18 protein-coding genes are annotated in these 22,289 nt (G+C 37.3%); 3 read left to right on the top strand and 15 right to left on the bottom strand.

Going from position 1 to position 22,289, the window contains the following annotated elements:
- Positions 1 to 636: 636 nt before the first annotated feature.
- From H3Z82_RS16215 to H3Z82_RS16185, 7 genes are all read right to left on the bottom strand, one after another.
- Complete coding sequence (locus H3Z82_RS16215) at positions 637 to 2,109, bottom strand: hypothetical protein (RefSeq protein ID WP_182206548.1); 1,473 nt, start codon at positions 2,107 to 2,109, stop codon at positions 637 to 639.
- Positions 2,110 to 2,111: 2 nt separating this feature from the next.
- Entirely contained in the window at positions 2,112 to 4,001 is a 1,890-nt protein-coding gene (locus H3Z82_RS16210; protein ID WP_182206547.1) for a V-type ATP synthase subunit I domain-containing protein, read from the bottom strand.
- 1 nt (position 4,002) lies between these two features.
- A complete protein-coding gene (locus H3Z82_RS16205; RefSeq protein ID WP_182206546.1) occupies positions 4,003 to 5,040 on the bottom strand; it encodes a 3'-5' exonuclease in 1,038 nt (345 codons plus the stop codon).
- A gap of 1 nt (position 5,041) precedes the next feature.
- Complete coding sequence (locus H3Z82_RS16200; RefSeq protein WP_235982470.1) at positions 5,042 to 5,686, bottom strand: alpha-ketoglutarate-dependent dioxygenase AlkB family protein; 645 nt, start codon at positions 5,684 to 5,686, stop codon at positions 5,042 to 5,044.
- Between the two features lie 267 nt (positions 5,687 to 5,953).
- Entirely contained in the window at positions 5,954 to 6,796 is an 843-nt protein-coding gene (locus H3Z82_RS16195) for a hypothetical protein (protein ID WP_182206545.1), read from the bottom strand.
- A 302-nt stretch (positions 6,797 to 7,098) separates the two neighbouring features.
- On the bottom strand, positions 7,099 to 8,334 hold the full coding sequence (locus H3Z82_RS16190) for a M48 family metallopeptidase (protein ID WP_182206544.1): 1,236 nt from the start codon (positions 8,332 to 8,334) through the stop codon (positions 7,099 to 7,101).
- Positions 8,335 to 8,477: 143 nt separating this feature from the next.
- Positions 8,478 to 9,275: a TrmH family RNA methyltransferase gene (locus H3Z82_RS16185; protein ID WP_182206543.1), complete on the bottom strand. Its 798-nt coding sequence runs from the start codon at positions 9,273 to 9,275 to the stop codon at positions 8,478 to 8,480.
- Between the two features lie 256 nt (positions 9,276 to 9,531).
- On the opposite strand from H3Z82_RS16185, the gene H3Z82_RS16180 reads away from it, so the two are divergent.
- Positions 9,532 to 10,335, top strand: coding sequence for a DUF6503 family protein (locus H3Z82_RS16180; protein ID WP_182206542.1), 804 nt, complete (start codon positions 9,532 to 9,534; stop codon positions 10,333 to 10,335).
- Positions 10,336 to 10,534: 199 nt separating this feature from the next.
- On the opposite strand, the gene H3Z82_RS16175 is transcribed toward H3Z82_RS16180, so the two are convergent.
- The 3 genes from H3Z82_RS16175 to H3Z82_RS16165 form a co-directional block, all read right to left on the bottom strand.
- Positions 10,535 to 11,836: an amidohydrolase family protein gene (locus tag H3Z82_RS16175; protein ID WP_182206541.1), complete on the bottom strand. Its 1,302-nt coding sequence runs from the start codon at positions 11,834 to 11,836 to the stop codon at positions 10,535 to 10,537.
- Positions 11,837 to 11,954: 118 nt separating this feature from the next.
- A complete protein-coding gene (locus tag H3Z82_RS16170) occupies positions 11,955 to 14,921 on the bottom strand; it encodes an amidohydrolase family protein (RefSeq protein WP_182206540.1) in 2,967 nt (988 codons plus the stop codon).
- A gap of 82 nt (positions 14,922 to 15,003) precedes the next feature.
- On the bottom strand, positions 15,004 to 16,071 hold the full coding sequence (locus tag H3Z82_RS16165) for a DUF3810 domain-containing protein (RefSeq protein WP_182206539.1): 1,068 nt from the start codon (positions 16,069 to 16,071) through the stop codon (positions 15,004 to 15,006).
- 164 nt (positions 16,072 to 16,235) lie between these two features.
- Here H3Z82_RS16165 and H3Z82_RS16160 point away from each other — a divergent pair, with 164 nt between their 5' ends.
- Positions 16,236 to 17,696, top strand: coding sequence for an aminoacyl-histidine dipeptidase (locus H3Z82_RS16160; protein ID WP_182206538.1), 1,461 nt, complete (start codon positions 16,236 to 16,238; stop codon positions 17,694 to 17,696).
- Between the two features lie 157 nt (positions 17,697 to 17,853).
- Here the strand turns inward: H3Z82_RS16160 and H3Z82_RS16155 are convergent, their stop codons facing one another.
- Genes H3Z82_RS16155 through H3Z82_RS16145 form a run of 3 tightly spaced genes read right to left on the bottom strand, consistent with a single transcriptional unit; the run spans position 17,854 to position 20,583 of the window.
- On the bottom strand, positions 17,854 to 19,017 hold the full coding sequence (locus H3Z82_RS16155) for a peptidylprolyl isomerase (RefSeq protein ID WP_182206537.1): 1,164 nt from the start codon (positions 19,015 to 19,017) through the stop codon (positions 17,854 to 17,856).
- A 4-nt stretch (positions 19,018 to 19,021) separates the two neighbouring features.
- Positions 19,022 to 19,570, bottom strand: coding sequence for a gliding motility-associated peptidyl-prolyl isomerase GldI (gene gldI / locus H3Z82_RS16150; RefSeq protein ID WP_182206536.1), 549 nt, complete (start codon positions 19,568 to 19,570; stop codon positions 19,022 to 19,024).
- Positions 19,567 to 20,583: a DHH family phosphoesterase gene (locus tag H3Z82_RS16145; RefSeq protein ID WP_182206535.1), complete on the bottom strand. Its 1,017-nt coding sequence runs from the start codon at positions 20,581 to 20,583 to the stop codon at positions 19,567 to 19,569. The genes gldI and H3Z82_RS16145 overlap by 4 nt, the downstream gene beginning before the upstream one ends.
- 249 nt (positions 20,584 to 20,832) lie before the next feature.
- On the opposite strand from H3Z82_RS16145, the gene H3Z82_RS16140 reads away from it, so the two are divergent.
- Positions 20,833 to 21,252, top strand: coding sequence for a nucleoside-diphosphate kinase (locus H3Z82_RS16140; RefSeq protein WP_182206534.1), 420 nt, complete (start codon positions 20,833 to 20,835; stop codon positions 21,250 to 21,252).
- Positions 21,253 to 21,396: 144 nt separating this feature from the next.
- Here H3Z82_RS16140 and H3Z82_RS16135 read toward each other — a convergent pair whose 3' ends face one another.
- Positions 21,397 to 21,588, bottom strand: a complete 192-nt coding sequence (locus H3Z82_RS16135; RefSeq protein ID WP_027125508.1) for a cold-shock protein — start codon at positions 21,586 to 21,588, stop codon at positions 21,397 to 21,399.
- 273 nt (positions 21,589 to 21,861) lie between these two features.
- Positions 21,862 to 22,275, bottom strand: coding sequence for a hypothetical protein (locus H3Z82_RS16130; RefSeq protein WP_182206533.1), 414 nt, complete (start codon positions 22,273 to 22,275; stop codon positions 21,862 to 21,864).
- Positions 22,276 to 22,289: the final 14 nt, after the last annotated feature.

Raw genomic sequence — 22,289 nt, 5'->3', positions numbered from 1 at the left:
GCACATCAAACTGTTGGTGAGCGCATAGATAAAATATTTTAGACTGGCATACCATGCACGCCAAGTTTAAAAAGTTGGAGGAACGGTTGCGCAACCACTTACAGTATTGCATTTAGTCCGTCCCGACGGAGAAGAAGCCCGAACGGAAACGGAAAAACCTATTCCGCCTGTGAATTGACCGTATCCAAACTTATCCTCGGAGCCGAACACGAACTGCGGAGCATTCACGAATACATTAAAAAACAACAAAGAAAAATGAGTAATGGGAGGATGGGCAACAGCCCAAAGCCCTATTTTAAAAACTACCGTAACCATTTTCAGACTCAAACGAAAAGGCTATAAACCGCTAGGAGATTACATCGATAGAGCGCAGACTTTAATCTGGTGAACCGCCGTACCTGCTCGCCGGCAGGCGGATACGAGACCTGTATCCCGAAAGCTTTCGGGAGTGGTGTGAGAGGCGCAGTGGCGACCGTTAGGTCGTCACCCGTCTACTCGATTATCGCTTCGGTGTTCTTTTTCGTCCGTTGGTTTGTCGGTTGATTTGGTTGAGCGTTGGGAAAGACACACTCTTTGCCAAGTTTTGGCTTGCGTGTTGGCTGGTGTGACTTGGCAATGTGTGTGGCTGTGCATAGGCTAGATTTTTACTTTAAACACCCTAATGACTCTTGTCCAACTAGTTCCATTCCATTCACCTTTTCTCTCTGTTACTGATTGTATCAAATCAAAACTGTCATAGTTCTCAAAGGCTTCAACAAAGTCGTCAAGTCTTTGTGTTTTATAATCCGAAACGTAAGGACTAACACAAATGAAATAATTTAAGCCTGAGAAATTCCTCTTTATCTTCAATATCAAATCAGTCATTGAGAAGAAATCTATATCCAAAATATTTGAAAATAGTTGGATTTTAATATTCGTTTCATTGGGCGAAAAATCGTTATTATTCAAGGAATCTAAGTCTTTATTTATTGTATAAATACCTGCGGATTTATTGAATTTTCTTATATGAAGGGATGCTCTTTTTAAGGCTATTTCTGATGGCTCAATTAGCGTTATTGCTTCAATCTCAGTTGTTTCAGCTCTATCGTTTAGGTATTCTAGAAAGCAAACAGAAGCCAATCCTTGACCACATCCCCAATCATAGATTTCAATTTTTGAAGTTATGTTATGATTTGATAATATAGAAAATGCAGACATAACCTTAGCATAATGCATCTTCCCATAACTGTTTATATATGCAAGCAATTGATTATGTTCCGTAAGAACCTTAACTCCCCTTTGTAAAGAATAAAAAATATCATCACTTGCCACATTTGCGTATAAGCTTGCACATAGATTTATTATTTCTAAAAATCTATCTTGAATAGAATTTAGCATTTGTGAGTATTCTGTACCTAGTTCTATTAGATGTGAGCTAACATCGAATGGTAAAAATTCACGAGACCTTTCTAATAATAAATCTAATTTTCGATGGATAGAGTTATAGACTTGGTTTATGTCATCTATAGTTTCATTTAGCAATTCAGTGATGGTTGAATGAACCAAAAATTTCTTATCATCTACTGATAAACTTTCTAAAAGTAAAGCTCTGAATTCTTTAACTCCATTTAGGTTTTCATTGCCAAAATTTTGGAGAACTTCAGTATAAAAGTGAACCAATGTTGCAATTACCTTTTCTTCACTATCTTCTTCGTGAAGGAAACTAAATGCTAATAGATCGATAATTTCAGGCATTCTATTAGAATAGTCTGAAATTCTTCTAATGCCAACAAGGAACTTAGAAGATGCTTCCAATCGACTTCCTATTGATATGTTTTTTCTTTTACATAGGTTATATAAATCTTGAAATTCTCCGTGAAATCCAAATCTTTCTGAAACATCCAATAGTGATAAAACAAATAATCTGTTCTTATTATTTGTAAAATCCAAATTCCTATAAATCTTGTAATATGGCAATATGTAACTTGCAATCTTTTCCCTATACTTTAATAAGCTATCATAACTCTGACTTATGAAAAAATCGTAAATCAATGTTGAATTATTGCCTATGAAATTTGACAGTTGGTCAGAACTATTTGAAGAGTTAATTACATCATCAATTACTACCATATTTAAAACTCTTTTTTCAAAATATCTCTGATTAAATCGTCTTTTAAATTTGATGCGGGCTTCAATTTATAATCTGAAATAATAGATTTTAGGTCAGATACTTTCAATGCCTTTAATTCCTTTTCCCTTATCTTTCTCTTCTTTTCAATATTTTCATCAGAGAATAATGAACCTGAAAAGCTTTGGTTATATGAATCCTTTAGCTCACTTACTACACTTTCGCTGTTTGATTCGATTGTATTTGAATCATTCAAATCTTTATTTTCAATTGTGTTTACAGTGTTTACAGTGTTTTCATCATTTTCTGTCTTTGAGATTCTTTCTTTTACTGCTTCGATATTATTTTCTGTATTCTGTTCTGATGATTTGCTCTCAATATCAAACTCTTCCGTTTCTTTCTTGTTTGTACTTTGTGAATTAAAATCATCTAATTTTTTCTGAAGCTGTTCAATAATGTTTTGATTATCTTCTAGCTTACTTGAAAGTTCTGCAATTTTATGCTTATATATTTTGGTTTCACTTTCATACTCTGATGCTGATTTTTTTGATGTTTCAGAGAAAATGAATTGAGAGAACTCTTTAAAAAATTCGTCATATTCACTTTGTAGTTGCTCTTTAAATAAGTTAGTGTCTAAGGGTAAAAATTTCGGAAGTGATTTTGAAAGATTCTTTGAAATGATTTCAAAAAGTCTGTTCCTTTTTTCCAATGATATACGAAATAATTCGATAAAGAAGTCTTCTTTTTTTTTAAGAATGATTGTTTTGTCTAAAACTTGGTATGTTACAAATTTTGACCCGTTAATTTCTTGACCTTCTGCTTTATGACACCAATTATCTATATATGAATAAGAGCTTGATTGCGATTTATTATTGAATACAAATTGATAAATGCTTTCAATTGTATAATAGTCAATTTTCGAATCTAGTTTGAACTTTATTAATGCTTCAAAATTCTCCGTCTTGTATTTATTCCTAAATGAAGAATATCCCTTATTGATACCAAAAATTAAGGAGAGACCTTCTTTTCTTTTTTCATTAAAATTGCCTGATACTAAATCAGAAATAAAAGAATCAGCTTGTTTTCTCTTACCGGGGCCATAAGTGTCTAGAATTGAAACTAAATAGGTTTGTGTAGTTTCAGGTATTTTGTCAATCTGAATAAGTCCATTTTTAGTTACTATATTAACATCATCCTTGTTAGCATATTTTGCAACAACTTCGCTTGTGATTTCTGAATAGATTGTGTCGTGAAAATTTTTGAATTTACCATTGTCTATAAATGCAAATTCAAATGCATTTTCTATTTCAACTCCCTGGTCATCTAATATCTGATGAAAAAACTTATTGATATTTCCTAGAGTTTTAAAGTAGTGGGTAGGATAATTTTGAAAATCTTCCTTTCCAATTTTCATTAATGCAAAGCCACCCATTATTTGATCAAATTTCTTTAAGTAGTGTTTCCAATCAACTTGAGTAGGCTTGTTGACCAAACTTTCTAATTCATCTGTAGTTATTGGCTTGTCTTCAGATAAACTTAATATTGTGTCAGGGATAAATGCCGCACCACTTGTTATGTTAAATACTGTATTTGTTTTTTGTTCCTTGTCAGCGAAATAAATTTCCTTGATTCGTGAAATTGGTATTGGCATATCAAAAAGGAAAAAATTATCAGAGATTTTTTTTGGCATTTCTTCCTTTTCATCAAAAGCAATTTCTATTGAACAGTTAGATTCAGTTGTGAATTTACTTGATGATAGTAGAAGGTTGTTGTTAAACTTATTTTGAAGATCTTGACTTCTATTTTCAATGTAGTTGGCTGGTGCAATGATTCCGCTACTCAAATAATGAGCAAGGTTCATTGACTTTATCGGTATGAAGTATGTTGTTTTCATTTTACTCAATTGTTATTGTTTGTCGATTACCAATATTTGGAAAACCGTTTCTGCAAAGTAAGAACAAATTTGTCTTAGCTCTTGTAAACGCTACATAATAATCATTTTCCGTTACAACGTTCGGCCTATTTGCAATATTCCACGAATAGCTGTCAAACTCTGGAATAATAACTGTGTCAAATTCTGTTCCTTTTGAAGACTTAAAAGTTGTAACGTGAACGCCTGAAAGTCCTTCAAAATCTTCATTTTCATTCTGGTACTTTGAAATTTCTATATCTGTATCTAAATTCTCTTTGATTAAACTATAAAAAGTCTCAACTTGTGCAGCAAATGGTACAAGAATAGCAATGTTATGAGTATCACTATTAAAGTCATCTATTATACTTATTATATCGTCTATTTGATTGTCTGCTCCCCAACCTAAGTTCACTTTCATAATTGGTTTCAAGCCTGTTTGTCTTGCACCTATAATTGTGTTTTGTGGAATTAGGAAATTCGGAAATACTGACCTTGTAAATTCTAAAATTTCCCTTGAGTTTCTGAAATTTCTGTTTAAAGTAATTTCTTCATTAACGTTAAACCTGTTGTCGATTGAAAACCAATTTATTAATTCTGTAAGACTTTCGTTAGACAGGTACATACTTTGTCTCTCGTCCGCACCATAGCTTAGTTTGCTGGTATAATTGAAGAATCGTTGAAATTTTGCCTTTTCTATGTCTTGGCCTTCATCAATTATTATTTCATCATAATTAGTTGCATTATGTGTTAACCACCAAAATACTCTATCAATATTTTCTGCCGCATCTTCATCTTGACTTCTAGCGGAAGCTCTTAAATAATGTTCTAGTGTTTTTGTGTATGTTAATAATAAGCTGTTACTAAGACCTGTTGAGTGGTTTCTTATGTGTCTCCACAAACAAACTACGCTTTTTCCTGTTCCTGGACCACCTGCTAATGCTAAAGGGCTAGTTTCGTCAACCGCTCTTTGTTGGTCAATTGTTAATTCAGTGATTAACGGTAGATTAAAGTAGTATGGCATATTATTTTATTACTCTAAAAGTTAAGTTAATCCTTTCGCTGACAGGCTTTTTCGTTTTTGGTATTTGATGTTGCCAAAAGTGTTGAAGCTCACCCAACATTATAAGAAGGCTGCCGTGGGATAATTGAATAGATAGTTTTTCTTTAGTGTGAATATGTCTTAGTTGAAATTCTCGTGTAGCTCCTAAATTCACCGATGCTATAATTGGGTTTTTTCCAAGTTCCTTTTCTGCATCTGTATGCCAAGAAATTGAGTCATTACCGTTTCTATAACGATTTAGTAAAACGCTATTAAATGAAACATCCGTTTTGATTTCAACCCTCCTTTTAATTTCGAGTAATTCTTTAGTCCATTGTTTTGGTTTCAAAGTAATTCCCGAGAAGGAGTATGGTTTATCATTATCTCCATACCAAGCTGTTAATCTTGGAAAAAGTAGTTCCTTCCCATACATATTCATTTTTTCTTGTTTCCAATCAATTGTATTTAGAAGCGTTTGCAAATAGTTATCGCTCGTAGATTTGTCAAAAAAATCACTAATGTGAAGATACTGACCGTTTTGGATTTCTTTCCTTTCGATGTTAGTCTTTGATGAGTTAAATAAGTCCAATTGTTTCATTTTCAAATTTACGTCTTTTTGTGTTGGCAAAATTCATGCTCTTTTGCTTGCCGAGCGTTAGCCTGTGTGCAGGAGCAAGCAAATGTGCCTGAATGTACGGTAGGCATTTTAATTCTGTCGTTCATTTTGTTCACTGTCTGTCGTCTTTTTACACTGAGCGATAACGTTTGGTGTAAGAATAGTTGCGTGGGTTAAACACTAAAATAACAAAAATTGACCGAGCCTGTGGAAATTCCGCAGGAATTTCCAAGTAGGCGAAAAGTAGCAATTATTTTTACACGATGTTAGCCACAGGTTTTATAGCGTTTCGTCTATTGCAATAACCATAAGCCCTTCTAAAGTATATCTTCGATAGAATTTCATAAATGCCATAAACGATAAGTAGGATATTCCTGATAATGCCAATATTATTAAAATGTTTTTTGAATCAAATTCTAAATAAATCCAAACTCGAACAATAGTATAGAGGGCTAAACTATTAAATATGAAGCAAAGTGTTCGTAAAAAACCATAAAGAGCTACATAATTCGTCATTTTTGATTGATGTTTTTTACTGTTTTCGTATGCATAATGTGTTGCGATTCTATGAAAATCTGATTCGTTTCCTAAACCGTTTTCAAATTGAGTATATCCTTCAATATCTTGGATTCCAAGTTTAATTAGAAGTTTGTTTAACTTATGGATAATTATGTCTTGTAATAATTTGTCTAATTCTTTCGTGTAAAATCTTTTAAATCCTAAAAACTGACCGAATATTAAGTCAAATAAAATGCAAGGAAACAAAATTACAATTATTAGTATTCGCCATATAAAATCTTTCAAGTTATCAATAGATTTCCAGAATGATTTAAAATCCATATCTAATAAATATTTAGAAGGATAACTGTAAGTCCAGTTTGCATATTTTTCGATAGTGACTGAAGATGTAAAACTGATTAGATGTCCTAATGTATAGGATAATATTACAAAGAAAAATATTCCTTCGAATTTCAACTCGAGAAATTCGTCCATAAAATCCTTTAAAATAAATTCCGAATGTTTTTTTGCGTAATCAATTATTAAGTAAGAGTAGATAAGTATTGATCCAGGTACTAAATAGCCAAGGAAATCATAAATGGAGAAGGGGTTTTGTTTTATCATTTTCGTTTTTTCAACTTGTGGCTAACTTCTATTTATAAGCACCACCCTTCATCCTTATCACCCCTCAACGGGCAAAAAGGAGCAAGTATAGGCGTACACAAATTATCAACCTCCAATCTACCAACTTTTCCTCAACTTTCCTATACGTAGAGTTACGTATTTTAAAATTATCCGGCGGATTATCGTGACAAATGGTAGTTATGCGCACGAGCGAGACCTTGGCTACCCAAAGCATAGAGCATTTTGCTACGCTTAAAGTGCACTACAGTTAAAAAACACAGATAAAAGAAATACCTTGTTTTTTATGACTTCCTCAAATTCCTCACCCGCTCCAAAAGCGTCGGATGTGAATAGTGTACCCATACATAGGCAGGATGCGGTGTTAAATTGCTCAGGCTGTTTTTGGAAAGCTTTTTTAAAGAGCTTACCAAAGGCTCGCTTTTGTAAGTGTTTTTGGCATAGTCATCTGCTTGATATTCGAATTTTCGGGAGAAGTGGTTCATCACGAATCCGGTCAATTCAGAAATAGGCGAGTAGAGCAATCCGAAAGCAATCAAGCCGACATGGAAACTGGCAATCTCAACTCCAAGCGCGTTGGACAACAAGGGGTTTGAGATAAAAACAGATAAGATAAACAAGGTCAATCCTGTAAGTAGCAGGGATGCGATGAGGTTAAAAATGATGTGCTTCTTTTTATAATGCCCCACCTCATGTGCCAAAACGGCAACAATTTCTTCATCCTCCAAATCGTTGACCAAGGTGTCGTAAAGCGTGACGCGCTTTTCACTTCCAAAGCCTGAGAAATAGGCATTGGCTTTGGTGCTGCGTTTGGAACCGTCAATGACAAAAATCTTATCGAGATTAAAGCCTACAGAATTGGCGTATGCTGAGATCTTATCCCTTAACTCACCGGTTTCCAAGGGTTTCTGTTTGTTGAATATAGGAACGATGAGACGCGCATAAAACATATTGGTAAAAATGCTGAATAAAGCGACCAATGCCCAAGCATAGAGCCAAAAGTACGTTCCGGTCACCTCGTAAAACCAAATAATCAAGGCTAAAAGTCCGCCGCCAATAATAGCCATCATCAATAAGCCTTTAAGCTTGTCCAGAATAAAAGTGGCTTTAGTTGTCTTATTGAAACCGAACCGTTCCTCAATAACAAAAGTTTTATAATAGGAGAAAGGCGTGTTAAGAAGATCGCTACCCAACATGATAATGCCAAAAAAGATCAATGCGATGATGATATTATTATCACTATAACTTCGTGCAATCGTATCGACAAATTCAAAACCATCCAATCCTAAAAAAGCCAAGGTCACTACCAATGAAAAAGTTGAGGTGATCAACCCAAATTTATAGTTAGTGGATTTATAATCCTGCGATTTTTGATATTCCGCCAAATCATAAACATCAGTCAACTCCTCAGGAATCGGATCGTTATAGTGTTTGGCATTTAAGGCATCCAGAATTTTATCGACTATAAAATCGATGATAATGATGGCGATGATGATATAGAATAGGGTGGTAGGTGTCATGTTTTTAGTTTTCAGTAAGCAGTTTTCAGTAGGCGGTTTTCAGAAAATTTGAGTGTTGGATTTTTCTTTGGAATTTGTGTTTAATTGTGATTTCTCTTTATATCATGAGATTGCTTCGTTCGTGCCTCACTCGCAATGACTCTTTATAGAAAATTTCGCTGTCTCTTGGCCTCAAAAATAAGGATTCCTGCGGCAACGGACACGTTCATACTATCAATTTCGCCTTGCATGGGAATAATGATGTTTTGGGTGGCGTGTTGCAGCCATTCATTACTCAAACCTGTAGCCTCAGTGCCCATCACAATGGCGGTTGCTTTGGTGAAATCCTGTGTGGTATATACTTCTGATGCCTGTAGTGCAGCACAATAGATGGAGATCTGCTTTTCTTTTAAAAACGCAATAATTTCAGAAGTGGAGCCCATGGCAATCTGATTGGTGAAAATACAGCCCACGCTACTGCGTATAATATTGGGATTGTACACATCGGTTTTCGGATTGGCAATGATCACTGCATCCACATTGGCTGCATCTGCGGTTCTTAGAATTGCGCCGATATTCCCAGGCTTTTCAGGGGCTTCCGCAACGAGAATTAATGGGCTTTCTGACTTGAATACGATGTTTTTTAAATCGTGTGATTTGGTTTTGGCCACCGCAAGCACACCTTCCGTCGTGTCTCTATGTGCCAGTTTTTGATAGACCTCTTTGGATATTTCTATCGTCGTTTGTTGCTGGGTGATTAGACCGTTGAGCTGTGTTACAGAACATAACTCAGGATTATACAAAATCGTTTCAAGTTGATAATCGCCTTTAATGGCTAAACTAATTTCGCGAATCCCTTCAATTAAAAACAAGCCCGATTTTTTACGATCCCTGGACTTTTCTTTGAGTTGATAGAGCTCTTTGATATAAGGATTTTGTACGCTGGTTATTTCTTTATTCACAGATAAGTGGTATTTTACTTTTGCAAATTTACTGAATATGGGAGAACAATAGTCGTATTCAAATCGTTTATCCCATTTGTGATATCGAGACTATTTTAGAAATTCATGACATTCCGTGAAAATCGTGTTTAAAATTCTTAATTTGTCGACGATTTAACTAAACTGAATTCCGCTTTATGGGAATTTCTAAACACTAATCATATTTCCTCTTTCCAATCTGCCATTAGATTGGCGAGGGAATGAAAATGAAATTTATATGAAAAACACCTTTTATTTATTGATGCTGATTGCAGTTATGGTTTCTTGTAAAGACAAACCTACGGAGACAAAAGTGGAGAGTGAACCTTATATCGAAGAAGAGCTCGACGTGACCACAAGCGCCTATCCTGAGAATATCACCAGGGTTTTTGATGCCCACGGCGGACTCGATACTTGGAATGAGATGACCACTTTAGAGTTTTCGGTTGAAAAACCCGGCGGTTATGAAATTACCACTACCGATTTAAAAGATCGTTATGCTTTGATTGAAATGCCAAAACATACGATTGGTTTTGATGGCGAAGTGCTTTGGATGAAAAATAAGGACAATAGCAAATATGAAGGTGATCCAAAATTTTACTACAACTTGATGTTCTATTTTTACGCCATGCCATTTGTATTGGCCGATGATGGTATTATGTATGCCGAAGCCGAACCATTGGTTTTTGAGGGCAAGACTTATCCAGGCATTCAAATTTCGTACGAAAGTGGGGTGGGAGCATCCCCAGATGATGAATATATCATGTATTATGATCCAGACACCAATAAAATGGCTTGGTTGGCTTATACCGTCACTTTTGGTAAAGATGAAAAAAGTAACACCTTTAAGTATATCAAATATAGTAACTGGCAAGAGGTGGAAGGTTTATTACTGCCAGAAACGATGGTTTGGTATAACGTGGAAAACAATCAACCAACCACCGTAAAAAGTGAAATCAAATTTGTAAGTCCGATGCTTACAACGACAAAAATGGACTCAAGAGTCTATGGCAGACCAGAAGGCGCGGAGATGATTCAGTAAATAGAATTAAGACCGCTGCGCTGTTAGTATTAACCTGCCTGCCGTCAGGCAGGAATTAAGACTTGATTTGTCTACACTTTAAGCATACCCCTTTAATAATATTAAAAAAAAAATCTGTCACTCCCATTATGTTGGTCGTGACAGATTTTTTTATTTTAAAGTAGGACTTCAAGCTTCGTTCTTCAAGCTTCGTTCTTCATTACTTCTTTTCAGCCTTATACTTATCATCATAGCGGTGGTACAATTCCGTTTGGTGTGTTTCCAAACTTATTAAGCGGCCATCAATAAAGGCATGGGTCAACTGATTGGTACGCATATCCAAAGCATCTCCTTCACTGATAAATAAGGTGGCGCTCTTGCCTTCTTCCAAAGTGCCGTAATCTTTATCGATGCCCAATATTTTGGCAGTATTTGACGTAATGAGTTTTAAAGCCTCTTCTTTGTCCAAGCCATAGGCAACGGTTGTTCCTGCATAAAACGGCAGGTTTCTAGAACTCATTCGCTCCATGGATCCGTTGGCATTTAAGGCTACCATTACCCCTTGGTTAACCAATTGGGCTGCTAGTTTAAATGGCATATCATAATCCTCATCTTCTTTGGAAGGCAGTGAATGAACGCGTTGTAAAATGACCGGGATGTTGTGTTGTTTAATCAAATCGGCTACTTTATACGCCTCTCTGCCGCCCACAATAACCAAGTGTTTCACATCATTATTTTTGGCAAAATGAATGGCGTCCGTAATACCTTTTTCGTCATCCACATTGATGTATAATTTCTTTGAACCATCAAATAGACCTTCTGTAGCACCATAAGGCAGGTTAGTTGTTGCCTTGTCCCCAGCTGCATAAGCTTTGGTCTCGTTAAAAAATGTGACTACATCATCCACTTGTTCCTTGTATTTATCGTTGCTCTTTAAGCCGCGATCTTCTCCAAGCCACCATCTGCCACGAGTAAAACTACTTGGCCAGTTCAGATAAATACCATCATTCACTTTAACGGTAGCATCTTCCCAGTTCCAAGCGTCAAATTGTACAACGGATGAGGTTCCTGAAATCCGACCGCCCTGAGGAGCAATTTGCCCCATCAACACTCCATTTGGGCGCATGGATTCGACCACTTTGGATTCGGCGTTATACGCAATAATACTTCTGATGTGTGGATTCATTTCTCCTATCTCACTTTCGTCAACTGTGGCCTTTACGGCATCAATCTCCGTCAAACCTAAGGTAGAAGATGGCACAATAAAACCTGGATAAACGTGTTTTCCATCGGCTTTGATGACTTCCATTCCGGAAAGATCCGTTTGTGACGCGTTGGATACGGTGGTTAATTTACCATCTTTAAAAATGATGAGACTATTTTCAATGACTTGACCATTGCCTAAATGTGCGGTAGCGCCCGTAATAGCAATCGGTTGGGATTGCTTCGGCGCTGGGGTTTGCTGTGCAAATCCGAAGGAGGTGCACAAAATTGCTATGAGTATGTATGTGATTTTTTTCATATGAAACTTATTTTTATTCCCTCGACAGAGAGAATCTTACTTATGGTTTATTTGAAATTGTTTTAGTGTCGTTGACTGCAAAACTGCCTACTGCCAACTGAGGACTGAAGACTGAGAATTACTCTGAATCACAATGAAACAATTCCTTTTCTTTTTTCTTTATCGGTTGCGTTTTCAATCCTTTATTTTTGGCTTGTAACATGTCGTTGATCAGTTCACTTCTTTCTTTGGTGATTCGTTCTCTCAACATTTCATCACGCTTTAAATCGAAATAAGTAACACCTTCGATAAGTGTTTTTTCGGCTTTGGCGTAAATCGAAAGAGGATTATCTGACCAAAGTACCACATCGGCATCTTTACCAACTTTGATGCTGCCAACACGATCATCGATATGTAGCAATTTTGCTGGATTTAAAGTGACAAACTTCCAAGCCTCTTCTTCGCTAACACCGCCGTACTTGACAGTTTTCCCGGCTTCTTGGTTTAAACGACGGCTCATTTCGGCATCGTCACTATTTATGGCAACGGTAATGCCCACGTCATGCATAATGGCCGCATTGTACGGAATGGCATCATTAACTTCATATTTATAAGACCACCAATCGGCAAATGTAGATCCGCCAACACCGTGCTCAAGCATTTTATCGGCCACTTTATAACCCTCTAAAATATGTGTGAAAGTATTGATCTGGAAGTTGAATCGTTCCGCAACTTTCATGAACATATTGATTTCACTCTGAACATAAGAGTGGCAACTGATAAAACGTTCGCCGTTCAAGATTTCAACAAGGGTTTCCATTTCAATGTCCTTACGGTATGGTTTACCGCTTTTCTTAAGCGCTTCATATTCTTTTGCTCGTGTGAAATAATCGACATACACTTGCTCAACTCCCATTCTGGTCTGTGGGAATCGACCTCCGCTCCAATTGGATTGTTTTACGTTTTCACCTAGAGCAAATTTTATGTATTTCGGACTGTTGGAGATAATCAAATCTTTGGCTGCATGTCCCCATTTTGGTTTGATGATGGCCGAACGACCTCCAATTGGGTTTGCCGATCCATGTAAGATTTGGATGGAAGTGACTCCACCTGCTAAATTTCTGTAGAGATTGATATCCGTGTCGTCAATAACGTCTTCAATAGTCACTTCTGCAGATGAGTTTTGTCCACCTTCATTGATGGAAGCCGCAGCAATATGCGAATGTTCGTCAATAACACCTGACGTCAAGTGTTTTCCCGTAGCATCAATTACCGTTGCACCACGCTCAGATAAATTCTTTCCTATTTTGGCAATTTTACCGTTTTTGATAAGGACGTCAGTATTTTCTAAAATACCATCTTTTTCGTTGGTCCAAACGGTGGCATTGGTAAATAATAGGGTTTCAGCCTTAGGAAGCGTTTCAAAACCATACCCGTTGTTTGGGAAAGTAATGGGGGAGACAGTGGCTACCGTATCCTTTTTGTCCTTATCTGAATCTTCTTTTTTCGAAGTAGTCTCTTTTTTGGTTTCTGTTTGTTTTGCGAAGAAGCCCATTTCAGCACCAGATGGCAGTATCGCTTTTCCGTTAAGATTTTTATTGGCATCTACATTGGCAATAACTCTAACAAACTCTTGTTTTGTACTGTCTTGGGTAGTGAAAGCAATATTCACCCAATCGTCAGCATAGGCTATTTTCGAGCCACGCTTTTTATTATTGGCAGTGATTTCTGATTTCAGCTTGCTCAATTCCCCCGAAAGGGTCATCTCATAAGCTTCGCCAGCAAGGGTAAATTCATATTTACCGATAATATCAACAATATCCCTGTTTTCAATGGTATTTTTTTGACCTTGAACCCAGTTCTCGTAAAGCGTGGTTTTCTTGTCGAAGATATCGCCAGAAGTAATCAAGAAGTTGGCGTAAGTACCATTTCTTAACGACCCTATTTTATCTGATTTCCCTAACAATTGTGCCGGAACAGTAGTTAATGCCTCTAAAGCTTTTTCTTTGGAAAGTCCGGCTTCGATAGCTTTTAATAGGTTAGATTTGAATTCTTTGGCCGATTTTAAATCGTGCGTGGTGAACGCAAATGTAATATTGTTGTCGGCCAATAATTTCGGATTGGTCGGTTTCTGGTTCCAAGCTCTCATATCATGGATTGAAAGTGTAGAAGCTAAAAACGCATTTTCAACATCATAGGCATCAGGGAAATTGATTGGAATGATCAGTGGTGCGTTCATAGCCTTGATTTCGTCTATACGCTCATATTCATCGCCACCACCCAAAATAACGTATTGGATATTGAACATGTCGCCTACTTTATCGGCACGTAGATTATTGGCCCTGCTGCCGGCTTCAAAGATTTGAACCAAGGATTTATTATTGTTCAAGGCTTCAATAGAAAGGTCTTTGGTGGTGATATTGCCCTTGGCGTACCAATCGGCATCATAATATAATTGTCGTAATAAGGCCATACTTCCCATAATAGAAGAAGGATAGGCTTGGTTGGATTTAACGCTTTTGCTAAAAGAAAGGTATTGCGCCGATTTGGCATCAAGGATTCGCATCGCATTGTCATCACTAGAATTTAAGGCGACCAATGTACCCGTACCACGAACGATCCCGTCTTGAATATGGGTGTTAACGACACCAAAACCAGCTTTGATCAAATCTTCAGCTTTCTTGGAATCGTATTTAAATTGGTCAATGGCATTGTTTTCTGGCATGATATGGTCATTCCAATAAAATCCAGAACGCGAAGCATCATATTGCGAACTTCTGCCACCAGCTGGACGTTTTGGTTTTTCAACACCAAAATCGGAATACATGTCAATAAAAGAGGGGTAAATGCTTTTTCCTGAAGCGTCTATTTGTACCGCATTCTTAGGGATGGTTACGGAAGTTCCTGATGCCACGACCTTGCCATCTTTAATGAGCAATGTGCCTTTCTCAATGATTTGAGTGGGAGTTACATAAATTTTGGCATTAGTAATTGCAGTGTAATTGGTGTTTTTGGTCGTAACACCGTCGTTTTTTGGAAAATAGTCCTGTGCCAGTATTGAAAAGCTGCACACAAACGTCATGAGGGTCAAAATTGTTTTGATCATAGGGTTGGGATTAGTTAAAAATTGAGTTCTAAAGATAAAGAATATCGAGATTTAAGAGGATTATTAAGATAGTTTTAACAATTTACAGCGGATTCTCTTCAAAGTAATTGACTAAAAGCGCTACTACATAACTATAGCTTTCAATGCCGCCTTTCTGATTGTTGGCCATCAAAAATCCGCTGTAGGTGTTTTTGAAGAAGGTTTCTGAAATGTTTTCATACGATCGCCAAAACAAGCGCATTTCTTCATAGTTTTTCAAAACGCCAATATGGACTTTGACAATGAGCTCTTCATATTTTAAAGGGTCTCTCAAAAAAACGTCATTCAGACAATGTCTTAGTGCGAAGGAGTATCCGGAGTAATTAAAGTAAATGTTCTCATGTTTCATGGCGGCCATGGCTCCGATAAAATTGGCTTCATTTTCAGCTGCGTAGCCCAGTTGATGCGCAATTTCGTGGCTTGTGGTGGTTGGGTATTTATAGGCTGGGATGAGACCGTCAATTTGTGCCTCATTGGTAAATGGATTTAAATAGCCACTAAACCCCATATAGGTCAGTGGAAGGCTGTAAATAGATCGCTTCAAACTACTTGGTCCATAGGCCAGATTTGGATATTCTTTTGCGAGCTCGTCGTAACCCTTAGGTGCTAATTTAATAAGTTCGCGTTTGGTGTATGGCATCACCACCATAGAGGTATCGTTTTCTTCAATTAGGCTGTGGATGACATTGGTTTTTAAAATAAGCGCTTCGGTGAATTTAACGAGTTCAGCGGTGGAATAGTCGTTATCAATTTTTAGTGATTGATGCAACGGCAATCTATAATAATTGAAAGCCCATAAGATATGAAAGGCAAAATAAGCTATGGAAACTGCTGATAGAATATCCAAGACATAATTTCTGGTATCCTTCCGCAGTCGCTTTCTATTCTTGAAAAACCATCGGATAATATATATGCCCGCAATGGTATAGAGAATATCTCCGACAGAAAAAGGAATCCATCCAAATGCAAAATGCATGAGTTTGGAAATCCATTGGTAAACACCATTGCTGTAATAGGTCTCCACAAAATGAGGAAAACTTGCCAATATTTTTATGAGCAAAATCTGTACGATCAGAGATAGGGCAATAATGAGTTTGGTGTGTTTGCGCATGGCTCAAAAATAGAAAATAGTTTTATATAACATACATGAATCCCTACCTTTGTAGAACAACATAAAATGGACGTATGAAATGGGCATGACCAAAATTCGGCCACAAGCACGAATGAAAAATTGCGAATTCCATATGGCCATAAAAAAACAATAAACTTCTATATATGAATAAAGAAATAAGACAATTAGAACCTAACGTGCTTTGGAATAAATTCGCCGATTTAAATGCTGTGCCACGACCTTCGAAAAATGAAGAGCGGGTAATTGCGTTTATGAAAGATTTCGGACAGAAATTGGGACTTGAAACTTTTGAAGATAAAGTAGGGAATGTCATCATCAGAAAACCGTCCACTGCAGGTATGGAGGACCGTCAGACGGTGGTGATGCAATCGCATTTGGATATGGTGCACCAAAAGAATAATGACACCAAATTTGATTTTGATACCCAAGGCATCGAGATGTATATAGATGGCGATTGGGTTAAGGCGAAGGGAACGACGCTTGGTGCGGACAATGGGTTGGGAGTGGCCACCATTATGGCGATTTTAGAAAGTACTGACATTCCACACCCTGCTCTTGAAGCTTTATTCACGATTGATGAAGAAACAGGAATGACCGGAGCCAAGGGTTTGGAGGGCGGATTGTTGCAAGGCGATATCCTTTTGAACCTCGATACCGAAGAGGATGATGAAATTGGTGTTGGATGTGCAGGAGGCGTTGACGTTACGGCAACAAGAACCTATCAGGAAGAAGAAACGCCTGAGTTTAAAACAGGGTATCAAATCACCGTAAAGGGGTTGCAAGGTGGACATTCAGGGATGGATATCCATAAAGGATTTGGAAATGCCAATAAGTTGATGAACCGTTTGCTATTTGATGGATTTGAAAACTTCGGATTGCGTATTTCTGAAATCGATGGCGGTAGTCTTCGCAATGCCATTCCGAGAGAAAGCAATGCCATTGTAGCGGTTGATACGATGAATTCCGCAGCATTTGAAACCGAAATGGAGGAGGTCATAAACGATATCAAAACCGAGTTTAAAACTTTGGAGCCTCATCTGATAATAGAGATCAGCAAAACAGAAACTCCAAAGATGATGATGGACTTAGGAGTTCAGGAAGGTTTGACGCGAGCGCTTTATGCCGCCTGTAATGGGGTTTATAGAATGAGCCCTGATATTCCTGACTTAGTGGAAACCTCAAATAATATTGCACGAGTAATTGTAAAGGATGGCGACATCAAAATTATGTGCCTAACACGATCGTCCGTGGAATCTTCAAAATGGGATTTGGCCAATATGCTACGTGCCACCTTTGAATTGACTGGCTGTGAGGTGGAATTTGATGGTGATTATCCTGGATGGAAACCTAATATGGATTCGGCGATTTTAAAGGTGTTATCAAAATTGTATAAGGATTTGAATGGTAAGGAAGCCCATGTTGCGGCTTGTCATGCTGGATTGGAATGTGGGATTTTAGGTCAGAATTATCCAGAGATGGACATGATCAGTTTTGGTCCTAATATTAAAGGCGCGCATTCGCCTGATGAACGTGCCCAGATTTCATCGACGCAGAAATATTGGAAATTTGTATTGGAGATTTTGAAGCATATCCCTAAAAAGTAAGGGGAGCAATAAGACAAGTTATTATTTTAAAATTACTCTGAGCTAAGAGAGTATATAAAAAAAGCAGCGTTGAAATTTTTCAACGCTGCTTTTTTGTTTTCCAATTTCTAAAGATTGGATTTTGCCTGCCTGTCGCCAAACAGTGAGCTTTATAATTTTATTCTTGGATTTCTACCATTTCAATGATGAAAATCAAATCTGTATTAGGTGGAATCACACGATTTCCACGTTCGCCATAAGCCAAATGTGATGGCAGATAAAAGAATGATTTATCGCCAACTTGCATCTGATTGACCGCCTCCTTAAATCCAGGGATCATTTGAGCATCCGGACTAATTTGCATTGGCATTGGATTGTACATTTGCGCTTGGTCTTTTTGCTCATTGTACATGCCGTAATGCTCCTCAACGCTTTTTACATTACTATCAAACAAACGTCCATCAGTATAATAACCTTCGTAATTCAATTTTACGGTTTGGCCAGTTCTTGGTTTAGCACCGGAACCTTTGGTGATGTTAAACATTTTTAATCCAGAAGCCAAGGTCTTTGATTTGCCTTCGTAAGTTTCCAATGCAGGCTTCATGTCAGCTGCCGCAGCGGCACTTTTCTCAGCTCTGATTCGCTGTGCTTCTTCCTCTTTAGCCACACGTTCTTTTTCCGCTTTTTCAGCCTCAGCAAAATGATCTTTGAAAACGACTGGAGCATTAAAGTTTTTGGCATCTTTTCCTTTTCTGATGATGTTAACTTCTTCCATAACCACATCTTCTACGGGTTTGTCGCCAGGCTTTGAGGTTTCCACACCCGCCAATGTATGCAACACATCTTCTCCCATTACCAAATATCCAAAAACATTGTAGGCACCATCTAAATTTGGTGTTGGACCTTCCGTAATAAAAAACTGGCTTCCGTTAGTGTTGGGCCCTGAATTAGCCATGGAAAGCGTGCCCAACTTGTCGTGCAACAGATCCTGTGAAACTTCGTTGTTGAATTTATATCCTGGGCTGCCACTGCCAGTTCCCGTAGGGTCACCACCTTGGATCATGAATTCGTCAATAATTCTGTGAAAAATCAATCCGTTGTAGAATTTTTTACCAATGTAGGCACTGTCCACAAGCGTGTTGGTACCTTCGGCCAAAGAAACGAAATTTGCCACTGTTACAGGAGCTTTTTGGTATTCCAAACGGAGGACCATGGTTCCTTTATTGGTGATAATTTCTGTGTACAATCCATCTTCTAAATCTGGATATTTGTCCTTGCAGGCCGTTGCCGATACAAGAAGCATTAGTAATAGGAGGCCAAATGCCTTTTTAATCAATCGCATAGTTTTAATCGTTTTGGTTTTGAATTATTGAATTTACGGTCACTTCGCAGATGACTGGAGTGTTGGTGCCAATTTTGTTTTTGTCACCATAGTAACCATAAGCTTTTTGGGATGGAAATAAAAAGGTAACGGTTTCACCCGGTTTCATCAATTTTAATCCTTCTCTAAGTCCCGTAAATATTTCCTCCTGATCCATGGCATAATCACGCGGATGGATGTCATCATCAGAATAGATGGCATTGCCATTGAAGTCCTTGACGTCGTAATCAAAATTGACAATATCACCAAAATTAGGGGTAATGGTATCTTTCTCAACTTTGGTATTATAGTAATACCAGAAACCACTTTCTGAAGCGAAATAGGTTTTTGAAGTATCTTTTTTTATGATGTTTTTAATCTGTTCGGACTCTTCAGCATAGAGTTTTTTATTCCGTTCTGCTGATATTTTTATGAACGAACCCGATTTTTGTGAAATTGGTCTTCTGGCTTCGGGAGACTTACAGCCGCTGACGCTAAAGGTTAGGACAAGAATGAGTAAAATGGCTCTGGTCATGAGATAAGGGTGTTTTTATAGCGTGGTAATATACTAATAAATTTTTCAACAGTATCGTTTAAACTGAGGTCACTTTTGCCACCCGCTGCATTGGTGTGCCCACCACCTCCAAAGTTTTGTCGTGAGAATTCGTTGACCGAAAATGACCCCTCACTACGGAATGATATTTTAACGATACCTTCTTGTTTGTGCTCAATAAAGATGACCGCAAAAACTACATTTTTGATTGAAAGGCCGTAGTTTACAAAACCTTCGGTGTCTCCTTTCTTAAAATTGGATGCGTTCAGCTCTTCTTGTGAAAGCGTGATATAAGCTGTTCTATATTCCGGGATGACTCTGAGGTTTTTGAGCGCAACACCTAATAGTTGTAAGCGTTCATAACTATTGGTATCGTAAATGGAATTATATATGTCGGAATGATTGGCACCTCTATCAATTAAATCGGCAGCTACCAAATGTGTAGTACTGGTAGACGATGGAAATCTAAATGATCCTGTATCTGTTAGAATTCCAGTATAAAGACATGTGGCAATTTGTTCATTAATAGTCCCTTTATCACCAAGCATATCTATAAAACGATACACCATCTCGCACGTGGAACTCATGGACACATCGCTAAACATATATTCGGCATAAGAGTCCGGTTGTTGGTGATGGTCAATCATGATTTTTACGGCTTCAGAATTGCTTAAAGGCGTTTCCATTTCGCCAGCACGATGCAGAGCATTAAAATCTAAGGTAAATATAAGATCAGCCTTTTCTATAAGGTTTTCTGCATGAGATCGATCAGATTCATAAATGACTACATTGTCTTGGCCCGGAAGCCATTTCAAAAAATCCGGATAATCATTTGGTGCAATAACCGTTGCTTTATGATTGTTCTTTATAAGATAATGATAGAGTCCCAAAGTAGAGCCCATGGCATCTCCATCAGGATTTTTATGTGGTACAATGACGATCTGTTTTGGCGCAATTAGTAAGGCCTTAATTTCTTTAATATCGTGTTCGGTCATAGCGTGCGAAGATACAATTTTTTAAGTTTCATATTATGGTTTTAGTTATAAATGCCTTACTTTTGCACGAAATTTATGGATGACTTGTGAGAATTGAGTGTTAGGAATAAAGAATTACGTACTAAGAATCAAGAATCAAGAGGATGAGCCAAGGATAAGGAAAATAGAATAAAGAATAAAGAACAATGAATCAAGAGCCAAGACCATACCTAATCCCTAATATAAATCAGAATTAATTAAATTATAAATATGACAACTAATAGAACGTTTACAATGCTAAAGCCAGATGCCGTCGAAAAAGGACACATTGGCGCAATCTTGGATAAAATCAGTGCTTCGGGCTTTAAAATTGTAGCCTTAAAATTAACTCAGATGACTACTGCTGATGCCAAGGAATTTTATGCTGTTCACAGCGAAAGACCTTTCTACGGCGAATTGGTAGAATATATGACACGCGGACCGATTGTGGCTGCTGTTTTAGAAAAAGACAATGCTGTTGAAGATTTCAGAACCTTGATTGGTTCTACAAACCCTGCTGATGCAGCGGAAGGCACCATCCGTAAACTCTATGCAGCTTCTATTGGCGAAAATGCCGTTCATGGAAGTGACAGTGATGAGAATGCTGCTATTGAAAGCGCATTCCATTTTGCTGGAAGAGAGATGTTTTAAGGATTAGAACCTTTTGCATATATAAGGCTTGGAGCAATATGTTTCAAGCCTTTTTTTATGTTGCTTCTTTAGCGATAAATTTCCATAAACAAAAAGCCCCACAACATCAGTTGCGGGGCTTTATCATTTAAAAAAGCTTATATATTAGATAACTTTTACGTTAACTGCGTTTAATCCTTTTTTTCCTTCTGTAAGATCGAATTCAACTTCATCGCCTTCACGAATCTCGTCGATTAATCCTGAAATGTGAACAAAATGTTCTTTGTTGTTTCCTTCTTCTACGATAAAACCGAAGCCTTTAGCATCGTTGAAAAATTTTACTGTTCCTTTACTCATTGTAATAAAATATTAAATTAATTGTATATAATAATTCAAAGATAGTGCCAAATAGTATACAAAAGGTGTTTTAGTGCATCTTTTTTTTAAGGACGAGAAGATTCTAATGTGGGACTGGTAAAAATTGACGCTCTTATCCGCTCAAGTTAGATTAATTTGGTGCTTATATATCTGAAGTTGCTGTGGGATAATGGTAAGCTGTTGTCAATAAATACAATAAGGACTATTAATTTCCAGAAAATAATTCTTTTATCTGTGGTCATGTATCTGTGGTCATGGTTTATCACGAGTCAAGATGATGCCATTGCCGTCGTCAAATGATGTTGGTCTGATGTTATCAAAGGAAACAGCAAAATTGATAACATCGGCATTTATAAATTCGGCAATTGCCAATATGGTTTTTTGTTCACCTGAAGCGAGTTTTGTAAGTGTGAAATCAATTTGAAAGGGTTTGGTTTCTTTATTTATGCTGTAGGTCATTTGGCCTTTTTTACCATGTAACACAAACTCCTTTCCCCCAATTAATTGTTCGTCAATTTCAAAAGCCGCATAACCATCCTTATCAAAAATAATCGTACCAACCGTGTTCTTGTCGTCACCAACCCACTTGCCAACGAAATTGTTGGAGTTGATTTGGATATTTAATGCGAATAAAGGCAGCAGAATAACTATTAAAAGGCTTTTCATAACTGTTCGGTTTT

Source organism: Gelidibacter maritimus, assembly GCF_014062315.1.
GTDB lineage: Bacteria > Bacteroidota > Bacteroidia > Flavobacteriales > Flavobacteriaceae > Gelidibacter > Gelidibacter maritimus.
The sequence above is the reverse complement of the archived record's forward strand: the minus strand, read 5'-3'. Positions and strand labels throughout refer to the sequence as shown.